This is a genomic window from Variovorax sp. KBW07 (assembly GCF_003852515.1).
Classification (GTDB): Bacteria; Pseudomonadota; Gammaproteobacteria; order Burkholderiales; family Burkholderiaceae_C; genus Variovorax.
Genome location: NZ_QAJK01000166.1, coordinates 1 through 13,956, shown reverse-complemented (window position 1 = coordinate 13,956; position 13,956 = coordinate 1). Strand labels below are relative to the sequence as shown.

The following is a 13,956-nucleotide window of genomic DNA, read 5'->3' as shown; positions in this document are numbered from 1 at the left end:
GTGCTCTGCTCCGCGAATGTCCCCCGCTTCGCTCCTCCTTTATTTCGCTGCGCAGAGCACACCATCGGCGTGAGCGTCAGCAGAGCCGTCGTTGATCAGCCGGTAAGCGCAGAGCGTGTCCATGTGCGAATGGCATCGGGTGCTCCCCGCAGCGAAATAAAGGAGGAGCGAAGCGGGGGACATTCGCGGAGGGGAGTACCCGGTGTCAGTCGCACGCGCCCCGAATGACCCCGAACCCGCTCCCGAACGGCAGCGTATCAACGCATCTGCAACCGCGCATCCTTCGGATAACCGATGGCGTAGTCGGCAGTAACCCGAGCTGTCTTCCCGGCGTCGAGATCGAAGCGCCACATCGTCAACCCCGGCTGCTTGTTCCAGGCCAGTTCCGCAGGTTGCGGCGAGAACTGCGACCCCACGCGCACCTGCTCGTCCACCGACACAGGCGCAGCCTCGAGCACCTGCACCGCTATCGGCGTGCGGTGACGGTTCTCCACCACGTAGGCGCGCTGTACCTTGCGCTCCGCACGTGAGCCTGCAAAGCCACCCGTGCCCTGGTTGTCGCGCTCGGGCTCGGCTTGTACCCGCACCAGTTCGTCGCGACCGAACGACAGCGTCAGGTTCGCGTCGGTCGGTGCCGTCCAGCGGCTGCTGCCCACGAAATTGCCGTCGCGGTACAGCTGCAACGGGCCGGCCGGCCACACGCCGGCGGGCTGCGCGATTTCCGCGACCAGGAATGCGCTGGCGTCCACGCGCGGGCTCGTGCGTACCGCCAGCTTGGCCGTGTCTTCGTGCTGGCCCAGCGCCATCGTCACGCGCTGGCCGTTGGAAGGCACGTCGATGCTCTGCGGCACCGCGAATTCGGTCGCGAAGCTGTTGTCGAACACGCTCACGTCGAACTGCGGCTGTGCCGGCTCCACGCTTCTGCGCCGCTCGCTGCTGTTGGCGGCAATCGGGGCCGGTGCGGCCATCGCCATTTCGGCCATGTCGAAATTTTTCGAGTCCTTGGCGGCCAGCACGCGCGGCGGCGGCTCGATGCCGATGCGCCACGCGCCCGGCGTGCGGCCGGTGGTTTCGCGGCGCGGCTGGCCGGTGGAGAGCACCAGCTTCACGCCGCGCCAGTCTTCGCCCGTGGCCTGCGCCACCAGCGCCTGGCGTTCGATGCGAACCTTGCGCGTGGTGGTGTCGAGCAGCGCGCGGTAGGTGGGCGTCCAGCCGGGGCCGTTGACCTGGTAGCTGAGCTTGATATCGGCATCGGCGCTGGCGGCCAGCGTCACGGTGACCGCCATGACCTGGCCGCCGTCGCCCTGCGCGCGCGTGCGCTCGGCCAGCAGCGGGTTGAGTTGGCGGTCGATGTCGGTCTGCTTGCGCTGGATCTGGTGTTGCTTCAGCAATGACTCCTGCCCGGTGCGGCGCATCGCCTCGGTCATGGCGGCGAGGTTGCGTGCGTCCATCGGGGCGCGGGCGCCTTGGGCCGATTCGCCGCTGCCGCCCGACAGGCCCTTGAGGTAGCCGGTGACCATGCCGAGCGCATCGGTCTCGGCCTGCAACGCAGCCTTCTGGTCTTCGAGTTCGCGGATGCGGCCGTCGAGTGCGCTGGTCGAGCAGCGCGCGGAGAGTTCGCGCGCCTCGCTCAGCACCGACGTTTCGCCGACGCGCACCGACGCGTCGGCGGACACCTGCAGGCTCTGCACGTCGAGCCCCGCGGGCAGGCAGGCAAAGGTGACCGAGCGGCTGCCGGCCGCGATGCGCGCCACGCGTTCCACCGTGGCGCTGCCGGGGTAGACCTTGACCTGGGTGATGCGCGAGTTGGCGTAGTTGCTGTTGCTGCCGATGGCGGCAGCGCCCGGCGTCTGGGCGCTAGCGCTCAGGACCAGCCAGGCGGCGGCAACGACGGTGGCGCGCAGCAGAAGGGCGGAGGACGGTGCTTTCATGGAGAGCCTTCGGTGGAAAGTGATGAGTGGGTGAACGGGCTTGTCTCCACTCATACGGCCGGGCTCGCGGAACGGGGTTAAGGCGTCGTCAAAAAACTTTCACTGGGGCTTGCCGCCCGTGACGCGCGGCGCTGCTGTCGCCAATGCAACCGCCGCCGCGTTTTCCGTCACACGCGCGACGACGCGCGGGGCCGGCGCTTCATAGAGTGCCCTGTACCCATCACCCATTGCCCATCGCCAACCCGCATTGCCAACGCCAAGGAGATTTTTTCCATGCTCGACACCATCAAGACCATCAACCAGTCCGCCGCCTTCAATCGCTGGGCCGGCTTCGAAGTGACGAAGGCCGCCGACGGCCAGGCCGAACTGCGCATGAACTGGCGCCCCGAAGACATGGGCCAGTACGCCGGCTTCCTGCACGCGGGCATGATCGCCGCGCTGCTCGACACCGTAAGCGGCTACGCGGCCGCCACGCAGGCGGGCCGCGTGCTGGCCTCGCATTTCTCGGTGAACTGCATCTCGCCCGCGATCGGCCAGGCCTTCGTGGCGCGCGGCCGGGTGGTCAAGGCCGGCCGCAAGCAGGTGTTCGTTTCGGCGGAGCTGTTCGCGCAGCCCGAAGGCAAGGGCGAAGACGCGCTCAAGCTCGTGGCGACGGGGAACGCCATCCTGGTTCCGGTGGAAGAGCTTCAGCAGAAGCCGGCTGCCTAGGCTGTGCGGCGCGCCGCCGCAGCTTCAGCCCGAACAGCGGGCGCAGCCAGTTGCTGCGGCGGACCAGCCCGTCGGTCAGCAGCCAGCAGCCCAGCAGCGTGAGCGCCACCAGCAGCGCGGGCTCCAGCACCGGTCCCAGCGCCAGGGGCGCCAGCAGCGTCACGCCGACGATGATCAGCGTCTGGTGCAGCACGTACCACGGGTACACCGACTCGTTGGCCCAGCGCAGCCACGGCCAGGGGCGGTTCAGGTAGCGATGGCCGTGGCCCAGGATGGTCGCGACGGCCAGCCACAGGTAGAGCATGCGCAGCGCGTCCATCAGCAGGCCGGACGGCGGGCCCTTGGCGCCGACGCGCAGCGCGATGAACGTGGCGATCACCGCGACCGCCAGCGCCAGCGACACCCGGCGCAGCCGCTCCAGCTCTTGCCACACGCCGGTGTCCACGCCCATCCAGTAGCCGTAGAGAAACATCGTGAAGTAAAGGCTGTGCAGGTGAAAGTCGCGCACCAGGTTGTGGGTCGGCGGAAAGTGCGAGGCCAGCAGCATCGTCCAGGCGAGCAGCGGCAGCACCGGCAGCAGCAACAGCTTCCAACCTCGCAGCCCGTTGAAGCGGCGGCGCATCCACTGGCCGGCGGCCGAGTTCCACAGCGGCAGCGTCAGCGCGACCAGTGCCGTGTACGTAAATAGATAGGGCAGGTACCACAGGTGGTTCCAGGTGATGCCGAACTCGGCGCCGTCGAAGGCGCGCTTCGGCCACGGCTCGGCCATCGACAGGTAGCGCAGCAGGAAGGTGCCGAATCCCGGCGCCACCATGCCGTTGGCCACGCCCTGCGCATAGGCCTGGTACGGCACGATCACCGCCATGCCGAACGCCAGCGGCAGCATCAGCCGAACGCCACGGCTGCGCAGAAGGCCCCAGGTGCCCTGGCCCCGGCTCAGGAAACCGAGCGACACGCCGGAGATGAGAAACACCAGGTCCATGCGCCAGAGGTTCAGCACCCGCATCGGCCACTGCAGCCAATCGGCGGCATGCGGGCTCTTCAGGTGCCAGGGCCAATCGGCCACGTAGTACATGCCCACGTGATAGACGATGACGAACAGGAAGGCCAGGGCGCGCAGGGCGTCGATGTCGTGGCGGCGCGCGTCGGGCAAATGGGTGGTTGCGGTGGTCATTGCAAGCTTCTTGAAGCGAAGAAGCCGCGATGCTCGGGCCCGCAGTCGGGGCTGGGGGCGGCGAGGGGACGGATCGCCCCCGCTTTGTGACGAGCGGTGGCCCCGAGGGACGAAATTTCCCGGTCCCAGGGTCCGTTTTCGCGAGAATTCCGGGCATGGGAGACTCGCGCAAGAACCTGTACGAACGTTACGAACCCGTCCGCCGCTACGTGGAGGTGGGGTTCTGGGTGGTGCTGATGACGCTGCAGGGCCTGTTCAGCACGATGGTCGCGATGGTCGACATGCGCACGCGCGCCGCGCCGCGCGCCAACTGGGAGGTCGCCACCTGGGAGGGCTCGAGCCACTTCGTGCTGTTGCTGCTGGTGCCGGCGCTGGTTGCCATCGAGCGCCGGCTGGCGCCGCTGGCCCGCAACCACTGGGTCCGCTTCCTGGCGTGGCATGCGGCGGCCAGCGTCGTCTTCAGCGTGGCCCACGTGGTCGGCATGTTCGGCTTGCGCGCGGCGGTCTATGCGCTGGCCGGCGCGCACTACGACTTCGCCGGCTGGACCGGCCAATGGACCTACGAATACCTGAAGGACGTGCGGGTGTACGCCAGCATGATCTTCGGCATCTGGGCCTACCGGTTGTTCGTGCTGCGGCTGCAGGGCGAGGCGCGGGTGCTCGACGCGCCGGAAGAGGGGGCAGCCCCACCGCCCGCGACTTTGGTGGAACCGGAGGGTTTCGAACCCTCGATGCAGGAAGCGCCCTCACCACGACCCGCGCCACCGGCTCCACCCGCCCGGCCCGAACGCTTTCTCGTGCGCAAGCTGCGCCGCGAGTTCCTGATTGCCGCCACCGACATCGACTGGCTCCAGGCCGAGGGCAACTACGTCGGCCTGCACGTCAACGGCCACGACTATCTGCTGCGCGCCACGCTCACCGACTTCCTGACCCAGCTCGACCCCGCACGCTTCGTGCGCGTGCACCGCAGCCACGCCGTGAACCTGGGGCGCATCAAGGAAATAGAGCCGCTCGACGGCGGCGACGCCAAGCTGCACATGCACGACGGCACCACCGTGCCCTGCAGCCGCCGCTACCGCGACGCGCTGCGCGGCGGCGCCACGGCCTGATGCGCGTCTGAAACAGCCGCCCGGCAGGCGGCCTGTTCCGGTGCGTAGAGGGCCGAATCGGCCCATTTATGGTTCGTTTCGCACCATCGAAGAGCCTTTAGGCACCAATTTTGCTTTCTTGCGGCGGCGACCCGAGCAATTCGGGTGCGACGCACCAATTCAAACCAAAAACTGCAAGAAGCTCCAATGGACGCACTCAAACAGGGCGCAGACGCGCTGTTCATCCTTCTCGGTGCCATCATGGTGTTGGCCATGCATGCCGGTTTCGCCTTTCTGGAACTGGGCACCGTGCGCAAGAAGAACCAGGTCAATGCGCTGGTGAAGATATTGGTCGACTTCTCGGTGTCGACCATCGTGTACTTCCTGGTGGGCTACGGCGTCGCCTACGGCACGCATTTTTTTGTGAGCGCCACCGAACTGTCGGCAAGAAGCGGTTACGAGCTGGTGAAGTTCTTCTTTCTGCTGACTTTCGCGGCCGCCATCCCGGCCATCATTTCAGGCGGCATCGCCGAGCGCGCCAAGTTCTGGCCGCAGCTGATCGCCACCGCGGTCATCGTCGGCTTTGTCTATCCGCTGTACGAAGGCATTGCCTGGAACAAGCACTTCGGCATCCAGGGCTGGATTGCCTCGCTCACCGGCCACGAGTTTCATGACTTCGCGGGTTCCGTGGTCGTGCACGCGGTCGGCGGCTGGCTCGCGCTGCCCGCCGTGCTGCTGCTGGGGGCGCGCCGCAACCGCTACCGCGGCGACGGTTCGCTCAGTGCGCATCCGCCATCGAACATTCCTTTTCTCGCGCTCGGTGCGTGGGTGCTGTGCGTCGGCTGGTTCGGCTTCAACGTCATGAGCGCGCAGAGCATCGACAAGATCTCGGGGCTCGTCGCCGTCAATTCGGTGATGGCGATGGTCGGCGGCACGCTGGTGGCGCTCGCCATGGGCAAGAACGACCCGGGCTTCGTCTACAACGGCCCGCTCGCCGGGCTGGTCGCCGTGTGTGCCGGCTCCGACCTGATGCACCCGCTGGGCGCGCTGGTGGTCGGCGGCGTGGCCGGTGCCATCTTCGTCAAGATGTTCACCCTCACGCAGAACAAATGGAAGATCGACGACGTGCTCGGCGTGTGGCCGCTGCACGGCCTGTGCGGCACCTGGGGCGGCATTGCCGCCGGCATTTTCGGCACGCAGATGCTGGGCGGCATCGGCGGCGTGAACCTGTGGGCGCAGCTCATCGGCACCGTCATGGGCGTGATGTGGGCCGCGCTGGCGGGCACCGCGGTGTACGGCGTGCTGAAGGCGACCATGGGGCTGCGGTTGTCGCAGGAAGAGGAATACGACGGGGCTGATCTGTCGATCCACCATATCTCGGCCACGCCGGAGCGTGAGGTGAACTGGTAGGGCGGGCCGCGCAAGCAGGGCGAAGCAAGCCGCGCCTGCTTGGGATATTCTCGGCGCCCCTCTCGTAACGCACCGGAGAAGAACCCATGACTCAACCCACGCGTTGGCTTCGTCGCGGCATTGCCGCAATGGCCGGCAGCCTGCTGCTACTTTCGTCTGCAGCCTATGCCGGCGCACCGCAGGTCAAGACCCAGGCGCCCGGCTTCTACCGCGTGATGCTCGGCGACTTCGAAGTGACCGCGCTGTTCGATGGCACCCTCGATCTCGAGCCCAAGAAGCTGCTCACCAACACCACGCAGGCCCAGGTCGGCAAGCTGCTCGACCGCTCCTTCGAGAAGGACGCGGTGCCCACGTCGGTGAACGGCTACCTCATCAACACCGGCAGCAAGCTGGTGCTGGTCGACACCGGCGCGGGCGGCCTGTTCGGCCCCACGCTCGGCAACCTGCAGGCCAACCTGAAGGCCGCGGGCTACCAGCCCGAGCAGGTCGACGACGTGCTCGTGACCCACATGCACGGCGACCACGTCGGCGGCCTCGTCGTAGACGGCAAGCTCGCCTTTCCCAACGCCACCATCCACGCGGGCAAGGAAGACGCCGACTTCTGGCTCAGCAAGGCCAACCTCGACAAGGCTTCCGGCGAGATGAAGGGCTTCTTCCAGGGCGCGATGGCGTCGCTGAACCCGTATGTCGACGCCGGCAAGTTCAAGCCCATCACCGGCAACACCGAGCTGCTGCCCGGCATCAAGGCCGTCGCGGCCCATGGCCACACCCCCGGCCACAACGTCTACGTGGTCGAGTCCAAGGGCCAGAAGCTCGTGCTGTGGGGCGACCTGATGCACGTGGCCGCCGTGCAGTTCGTGCAGCCGCAGGTCACGATCTCGTTCGACGTCGATTCGAAGTCGGCCGCGGTGGAGCGCAAGAAGGCGTATGCCGATGCGGCCAAGGGCCGGTACCTGGTCGGCAGCGCGCACCTGCCGTTCCCGGGGCTCGGGCACATCCGGGCCGAGGGCAAGAGCTATGTCTGGGTGCCGGTGGATTACCAGCAGGTGCGTTGACTGGCTGACCGAGTGACGGCCGAGCGGCGCGGTGGGGTATCGCAGCGCGCAGCAGGAATGCGCGGCCTGTAGCAAACTCGCCCGACCGTTCCGCTTCAATTTCCACGCCGCCCCATGACCCAATCTCCCCCCGCCCTCGAAGTGCTCCCCCGCGACCTTTCCGCCTATCGCGAGGGCAACGTCGGCATCGACTACGTGCACCGCTTCGAGTCCGGCAAGCCCGGCCCGCACGTGCTCATCAATGCGCTGACGCACGGCAACGAGATCTGCGGCATGACCGCCGCCACCCACCTGCTCGACACCCACGTGCGTCCGAAGATCGGCACGCTCACCGTGAGCTTTGCCAACGTGGCCGCGTACGAGTCCTTCAACGAGGCCTTGCCTTTCGACAGCCGCCAGCTGGTGCACAACCTCAACCGCGTCTGGTCGCCCGAATGGCTCGACGGCACCGAGGACAGCCCCGAACTGCGCCGCGCCCGCGAGCTGCGCCCGGTGGTGAGCGCGGCCGATCACATCCTCGACATTCACTCGACCAGCCAGCCCGTCATTCCGTTCTGGGTGTACCCTGCCTTCGAGCGCAATGCCGCAGCGGCCATGGCCATCGGCCGGCCGTCGGTGCACCTCGTGATGCCTGACGGACTGGGTTCGGGCACGCCGCTGATCCAGCACGGCTCGCATGGCACGGCGGAAGGCAAGGGCGTGGCGCTGGTGGCCGAATGCGGGCAGCACTTCCTGCGCTCGGCGTCGGAGTTGGCCACCGCCATTTCGCTCGACTTCCTGGCGCACTTCGGGCTCATCGACAAAGACCCGGCGGTGCCTGCGCCGGTTGAGCAGCGTCGCTTCCAGTTGCTGCAGACGCACGTCATCAAGTCGGAAGACTTTGCGTTCGTGCGGCCGTTGATCGGCTTCGAGACTTTTGCGAAGGGTGAGCTGATCGCCACCAACGGCCCGGACGAGATTCGCGCGCCTTGCGACGACTGCACGATCTTCATGCCCGCGCAGCACACGATCGTCGGGCGTGAGGCGGTGTACCTGACCAAGCCGCTTTGATGAAGCTGGACGGCGGATGGCCGCCGTCTTCAGCAGATCAATAGATGGACCGGCTCACCGGCGGTGCTGGTTTCGTAGCTCGCGTGCCAGTAGTGCGGGTCGTTGCAAAGGCTGAAGCTGGCGGCAGCGTTCGCATGGTGGTTGTCGAAGCGCTTGCTGAGCGTGACGTGCACCGAACCCGGTTCGGGCCAATCGACGCCGGTGTCGCTGACGCGGTTGCCCGAGGCGACTTCGGCGGCGACGATGGCTTGCAGGGCGGGGTGCAAGCGAGTGTTGAGGAGGGCGAGCGTTGCGCTGCGGCTCTCGCGGCGCATCGATGAGTCCAGACACGCTTCGGTAAAGAGCGGCTGACGGGGCATGCGTCCTATGGCGAAGGCAGTAGCGCCGCAATCTGGGCCCGCAGCGGCGACAGGTCGTTCTGGATGGTTTGCCAGACGACGGTCTGATCGACCGTGAAGTAGCCATGCGCGAGGGCGTTTCTCATCTCGTAGGCAAAGCGCCACGGAACGTCTGGGTGGGCTGCCGCGAAATCCGCGTGATGCTTCACGATGTTGTTGCTGGCCTCGCCGATCACTTCGAGGTTGCGCACCACTGCGTCCTGTGTTTTCTTGTCCGACAGATAGCTGTCGAGGGTGGCGCCGTTCGTGTAGTCGTGGATGTTGTCGATAGCCTGCAGGATGTGGCCCAGGTAGTCGGCCACACGCCGTGGATCGCTCCTGCTCATAAAGGCACGGCCTCGCGCAGCACCTGGTCCCGGTAGCCAGGCGGCAGGCCATTCGGCGTGAGCACGTCGACCTCGACGCCCAGCAGACTCTTCAGCTCATACCGGATGGCCCCGATGTCCATGAGCGTGGTTTGCGCCGTGGGTTCGACCAGCAGGTCGAGGTCGCTGTCGGGACCGTCTTCGCCGCGAGAAGCCGAACCGAACACCCGCACGTTGCTGACGTGATGGCTCAGCGCGATTTCACGGATGCGGGCGCGGTGGCGGGACAGGGCTTCGGAGGGGCGCATGAGGCGAAGTGTAGTGCGGTGCCGTGCACCGCGAAGCCTCAGGCCGCAATGAACAACGCCGGGTCCACCATCGCCCGGTTCAGCATCACCGACCAATGTAGGTGCGGCCCGGTCACCCGCCCCGTCGCGCCCACGGCCGCCAACGGCTCGCCGGTCTTCAGCACATCGCCGACCTTCACATCGACCCGGCTCAGGTGGCAATACATCGTCAGCAGGCCGCCGCCGTGGTCCATCCACACCGTGCCGCCGTTGAAGAAATAGTCGCCCGTATCGATCACCTTCCCAGGCAGCGGCGCCAGCACCGGCGTGCCGGTTCCGGCTGCGATGTCCATGCCGCTGTGCGGATTGCGCGACTGCCCGTTGAACACGCGGCGCAGGCCGAACGAACTGGAGCGGCGGCCCGGCACGGGCACGCGCATCTGCAGCGAGGCGTCCGGGTGCATGTCGGTGAGCGTGGCGATCACGGTGGCCTGGTGATCGCGTTCGCGCTCGTAGCGTGCCTGGTCTTCGGGCGCGAGATCGACGGTGCGCGGCGCCACGGTCAGGCGCTGCTCGCGGTATTGCTTCGCAGCGACCGTGTAGGCAATTTGCCGTTCTGCGCGGCCCTCGGCGCGCACGGCGATGCTTGCGTCGCCGGGCGTGGCCGAGAGCGGGATGCCGACCAATGCGGTCCACTCGATCGCGTCGCCGAGCACGAGCAGCGGCACATCACCGGCGAACGCCTTCGGCCGAGTGGCCGCGGGGCCCAGCGACAGCCGGGCCACGCCGCCCGGCACCTGGGACGGGTGCGGCCAGACAGTGGCGTGCTGCTGCGGTTGTTGTTGTGGCTGTTGCGACTTCTTGGCGGAAGTGGTGGCACCGGCGCGCGTCGCGGGCAGCGCCAGCAAGCCGACGGTGCCGAGCAGGGCGGCACGACGGCTCAGGGGTGTGGAGGGGAGGTCGGAGAAAGGCGCAGAAGAAGTAGGCATGGGCAGCAGATGTCGAAAGAAGTGGGTGTTGATCTTGATGCGCGGACGAATTCGCGACCGCGCTATTCCCGCCAGGTTCCCGGTGCGAGCCCATCGAGCGTGTACGGCCCGATGGCGGCGCGAATCAGGCGCAGCGTGGGCAGCCCGACGGCCGCCGTCATGCGTCGCACCTGGCGGTTGCGGCCTTCGCTGATCGCCAGCTCCAGCCACGCGGTGGGAATGTTCTTGCGCTCGCGGATGGGCGGCTCGCGCACCCACACCTCGGGCGGTGGGTCGAGCAGGCGCGCCCTGGCTGGACGGGTGAGGCCGTCGTTGAGCATGACCCCGGCGCGCAACGCGGCTAGCGCCTCTTCGGTGGGCACGCCCTCGACCTGCACCCAATAAGTTTTTTCCATCTTGAAGCGCGGATCGGCGATGCGCGCCTGGAGCTTGCCGTCATCGGTGAGCAGCAGCAGGCCTTCGCTGTCGGCATCGAGCCGGCCGGCGACGTACACGCCGGGTATGTCGATGAAGTCCTTGAGTCCTCGCCAGCGGCCTTCGGGCGTGAACTGGCTGAGAACGCCGTAGGGCTTGTTGAAGCGGATCAGGCGAGAGGAAGAACTGGAAGGGCTCGGAAAATTCATGAACGCACAGGATAGCCGGGGTCCGCGCGCTGCCGCCGCCGGAAGACGGCGGCGGGCCACATGAATTGGCGTGCCTGTCCTGCAAATGTTGCTCGCGCGCCTTGCTTGAATCAGGTCTTCGGGCCGGTCCGGCCTAGCAAGAACGGAGTCGCGAATGACGATGCGAAGCTTCAGCAAGATGGCGTGGCTGGTGGGCGCGGGCGTTGTGCTGACTGCCTGCAACAGCACCTCGGTGCGCGTGGGCGGTGCGCCCGACGCGAGCATCAAGAACTGCGTGGCAGCCGCCTCGCGCGAGTTGCGCGTGCCAGCGGGCAGCATTGCCGTGGACAGCGGCACGACGCCGCGAGACGGCGTCTACACGATCAACCTGAAGGTCGGGCCGCAAGGCCGCTCGGCTGTATGCACCACCGATGAAAACAGCGCGGTGCTGGGCGTGGTCTACAAGCGGCCCGAATAGAGACCCGAACAGGCAAATGAAAAAAGCCGGGACCATTGCGGTCCCGGCTTTGCGCGGAAGAGAGCGAGGGCAGGGCGAGTTACTTGCCCCAGCTGTCCCGCATGCCCGCCGCGCGGTTGAACACATGCAGCCCATTGGCATCGGCCTTCGTGTCGCGCACGAAGTAGCCATGCCGTTCGAACTGGATGGCGACACCGGCTTCGGCGTTGGCCAGCGACGGCTCCACGAACGCCGTGCAGATCGACAGGCTGTCCTTGTTCAGCTCATCGAGCAACTCGCCGCTGCCCGGGTTCGCCGCGGCAAACAACCGCTCGTACAGCCGAACTTCAGCCTGCACCGCATCCGCCGCAGCCACCCAGGTGATGTTGCCCTTCACCTTGATGGCGTCCGCGCCGGGCGTGCCGCTCTTGGTGTCGGGCACCAGCGTGGCCTGCACTTCGACGAGCTTGCCGTCTGCATCTTTCGTTGCGCCAGTGCACTCAATGACGTGGCCGTACTTCAGTCGCACCTTGTTGCCGGGGAACAGGCGGAAGAAGCCCTTGGGCTGCACTTCTTCGTAGTCGGTGCGCTCGATCCACACTTCGCGGCCGAGCTTGAATTCGCGCTTGCCCATTTCGGGGTGGTGCGGGTGCACGGGGGCCGAGCAGTCGTCGAGCACGTCGTCGCCGCCCATCAGTTCGCCCCAGTTGGTAATGACGAGCTTGACGGGGTCGAGCACGGCCATGGCGCGCGGGGCGATGGGGTCGAGGCTGTCGCGCAGCGCGGCTTCGAGGCTGGCGTAGTCGATCCAGCCACCCGACTTGGTGGTGCCGCTGCGTTCGCAGAACAGGCGCAGCGCCTCGGGCGTGTAGCCGCGGCGGCGCAGGCCGGCAATGGTGGGCATGCGGGGGTCGTCCCAGCCGTCGACGTATTTTTCTTCGACCAGCTGGCGCAGCTTGCGCTTGCTGGTGAGCACGTGGGTCACGTTGAGGCGCGCGAATTCGTACTGGCGCGGGTGGGGGCTGGCGACGAGGCCGCCTTCGGCCAGGCGGTCGAGCAGCCAGTCGTAGAAGGGGCGCTGATCTTCGAATTCCAGCGTGCAGATGCTGTGGGTGATCTGCTCCAGCGCGTCTTCGATGGGGTGCGCGTAGGTGTACATCGGGTAGATGCACCACTTGTCGCCGGTGTTGTGGTGCGTGGCCCGGCGCACGCGGTACAGCGCGGGGTCGCGCATGTTGATGTTGGTGCTGGCCATGTCGATCCTGGCGCGCAGGATGGCGGCGCCATCGGCGACCTTGCCGTCGCGCATGGCGCGAAAGCGCTCGAGGTTCTCGGCGGGCGTGCGGGTGCGGAAGGGGCTGTCGGTGCCGGGGGTGTTGAAGTCGCCGCGGTTGGCGCGCACTTCGTCGGCGGTCTGCTCGTCAACATAGGCAAGGCCGGCGCCGATCAGGTACTCGGCGGCTTCGTACATGAAGTCGAAGTAGTTGCTGGCGAAGTACTCGTGCGGCTGCAGGGTGCCGGGGGCGCTGGGGCGGTCGGCCAGGTAGGTTTCGTAGCCGAGCCACTTCACGGTGTCGCGGATGGAGTCGACGTATTCCTGCTCTTCTTTTTCCGGGTTGGTGTCGTCGAAGCGCAGGTGGCTCACGCCACCGTATTCCTTGGCCAGTTCGAAGTTCAGCCAGATGCTCTTGGCGTGGCCGATGTGCAGGTAGCCGTTGGGTTCGGGCGGGAAGCGCATGCGCACCTTGGCCGGGTCGGGCATGCCCTGGGCGTGGTGGGCGGCGTCGCCGGGCGAGCCGCCCCATTTGCGGCCGGAGTAGGCGCCCTGTGCGAGGTCGTTCTCGATCACGTGGCGCAGGAAATTGCTCGGTGCAGCGGTCGTTTTGGCGCCGTTTTTGTCGGTCGGGGAGGTCATTGCGGCATTCTAGAGGGCGCCTCCGAGGCGTTACTTTTGGCAACGTTCTTCACATTGCCCAGTGCACCCGGTTTGCAATTGCCGCGTTCAATACACACATGGGCGGTCCACACCCGGACGCAGCCCCCGAAACAAGGAGTCCAACATCATGAGCCTCACACGTTCAACCTTCTTCAAATGGGCCGCCGCAGGTGTCGTGGCAGCCGGTGCATTGTTCGCAGCCACTTCGGCCAGCGCCCGCAGCGACGTCAGCTGGTCGATCGGCGTCGGCGTGCCAGGCGTGGCGGTGGGCGTGGGCGCTCCGGCCTACTATCCGCCGGCCCCCGTGTACTACCCACCAGCACCGGTCTACTACGCACCGCCGCCCCCGGTTTACTACCGTCCGCCGCCGGTGTATTACCGCCCGGCGCCGGTCTACTACGGCCCGCCGGCTTATTACGGCCCGCGCTACTATGGTCGCGGCTACTACCGCGGTCATGGCCATGGCCACTGGCGTTAATTCGCAACGGCATTCGTGACTGAATGAAAAAAAGCCGGCCCCGCAAGGGCCGGCCTTTTTCATGGGCGTGACCCGTCCTGACCTGGGT

At 66.9% G+C, this 13,956-nt stretch carries 15 protein-coding genes; 7 read left to right on the top strand and 8 right to left on the bottom strand.

Annotated features, from left to right (window positions below; translation table 11 throughout):
* Positions 1 to 257: 257 nt before the first annotated feature.
* Positions 258 to 1,931: a DUF4139 domain-containing protein gene (locus DBV14_RS29235; RefSeq protein ID WP_124464774.1), complete on the bottom strand. Its 1,674-nt coding sequence runs from the start codon at positions 1,929 to 1,931 to the stop codon at positions 258 to 260.
* 273 nt (positions 1,932 to 2,204) lie between these two features.
* Between DBV14_RS29235 and DBV14_RS29230 the strand changes: the two genes are divergently transcribed.
* Positions 2,205 to 2,639 (top strand): PaaI family thioesterase, encoded by a 435-nt coding sequence (locus DBV14_RS29230; RefSeq protein WP_124464772.1) that lies wholly within the window; start codon positions 2,205 to 2,207, stop codon positions 2,637 to 2,639.
* On the opposite strand, the gene DBV14_RS29225 is transcribed toward DBV14_RS29230, so the two are convergent.
* A complete protein-coding gene (locus tag DBV14_RS29225; protein WP_124464770.1) occupies positions 2,569 to 3,813 on the bottom strand; it encodes an acyltransferase in 1,245 nt (414 codons plus the stop codon). The two genes, DBV14_RS29230 and DBV14_RS29225, sit on opposite strands and share 71 nt — an antisense overlap.
* Positions 3,814 to 3,968: 155 nt before the next feature.
* Here DBV14_RS29225 and DBV14_RS29220 point away from each other — a divergent pair, with 155 nt between their 5' ends.
* The 4 genes from DBV14_RS29220 to DBV14_RS29205 all read left to right on the top strand — a co-directional run bounded on the left by DBV14_RS29220 (position 3,969) and on the right by DBV14_RS29205 (position 8,416).
* Complete coding sequence (locus tag DBV14_RS29220; RefSeq protein ID WP_124464768.1) at positions 3,969 to 4,922, top strand: LytTR family DNA-binding domain-containing protein; 954 nt, start codon at positions 3,969 to 3,971, stop codon at positions 4,920 to 4,922.
* A gap of 186 nt (positions 4,923 to 5,108) precedes the next feature.
* A complete protein-coding gene (locus tag DBV14_RS29215; protein WP_124464766.1) occupies positions 5,109 to 6,311 on the top strand; it encodes an ammonium transporter in 1,203 nt (400 codons plus the stop codon).
* An 86-nt stretch (positions 6,312 to 6,397) separates the two neighbouring features.
* Positions 6,398 to 7,366: an MBL fold metallo-hydrolase gene (locus tag DBV14_RS29210; RefSeq protein ID WP_124464764.1), complete on the top strand. Its 969-nt coding sequence runs from the start codon at positions 6,398 to 6,400 to the stop codon at positions 7,364 to 7,366.
* Between the two features lie 114 nt (positions 7,367 to 7,480).
* Positions 7,481 to 8,416: a succinylglutamate desuccinylase/aspartoacylase family protein gene (locus DBV14_RS29205; RefSeq protein ID WP_124464763.1), complete on the top strand. Its 936-nt coding sequence runs from the start codon at positions 7,481 to 7,483 to the stop codon at positions 8,414 to 8,416.
* 29 nt (positions 8,417 to 8,445) lie between these two features.
* Here the strand turns inward: DBV14_RS29205 and DBV14_RS29200 are convergent, their stop codons facing one another.
* The 5 genes from DBV14_RS29200 to DBV14_RS29180 form a co-directional block, all read right to left on the bottom strand.
* A complete protein-coding gene (locus DBV14_RS29200) occupies positions 8,446 to 8,682 on the bottom strand; it encodes a hypothetical protein (protein ID WP_124464761.1) in 237 nt (78 codons plus the stop codon).
* 98 nt (positions 8,683 to 8,780) lie between these two features.
* A complete protein-coding gene (locus DBV14_RS29195; RefSeq protein WP_260397270.1) occupies positions 8,781 to 9,116 on the bottom strand; it encodes a DUF86 domain-containing protein in 336 nt (111 codons plus the stop codon).
* Between the two features lie 20 nt (positions 9,117 to 9,136).
* Positions 9,137 to 9,427, bottom strand: coding sequence for a nucleotidyltransferase family protein (locus DBV14_RS29190; protein ID WP_124464758.1), 291 nt, complete (start codon positions 9,425 to 9,427; stop codon positions 9,137 to 9,139).
* Between the two features lie 38 nt (positions 9,428 to 9,465).
* Positions 9,466 to 10,395, bottom strand: coding sequence for a M23 family metallopeptidase (locus DBV14_RS29185; protein WP_124464756.1), 930 nt, complete (start codon positions 10,393 to 10,395; stop codon positions 9,466 to 9,468).
* Between the two features lie 62 nt (positions 10,396 to 10,457).
* Positions 10,458 to 11,018, bottom strand: coding sequence for an rRNA large subunit pseudouridine synthase E (locus tag DBV14_RS29180; RefSeq protein ID WP_185546159.1), 561 nt, complete (start codon positions 11,016 to 11,018; stop codon positions 10,458 to 10,460).
* Between the two features lie 154 nt (positions 11,019 to 11,172).
* Here DBV14_RS29180 and DBV14_RS29175 point away from each other — a divergent pair, with 154 nt between their 5' ends.
* Entirely contained in the window at positions 11,173 to 11,475 is a 303-nt protein-coding gene (locus DBV14_RS29175; protein ID WP_260397269.1) for a hypothetical protein, read from the top strand.
* A gap of 79 nt (positions 11,476 to 11,554) precedes the next feature.
* Here the strand turns inward: DBV14_RS29175 and DBV14_RS29170 are convergent, their stop codons facing one another.
* Positions 11,555 to 13,369 (bottom strand): glutamine--tRNA ligase/YqeY domain fusion protein, encoded by a 1,815-nt coding sequence (locus DBV14_RS29170; protein WP_124464754.1) that lies wholly within the window; start codon positions 13,367 to 13,369, stop codon positions 11,555 to 11,557.
* Positions 13,370 to 13,517: 148 nt separating this feature from the next.
* Here DBV14_RS29170 and DBV14_RS29165 point away from each other — a divergent pair, with 148 nt between their 5' ends.
* Complete coding sequence (locus tag DBV14_RS29165; RefSeq protein ID WP_124464752.1) at positions 13,518 to 13,868, top strand: hypothetical protein; 351 nt, start codon at positions 13,518 to 13,520, stop codon at positions 13,866 to 13,868.
* Positions 13,869 to 13,956: the final 88 nt, after the last annotated feature.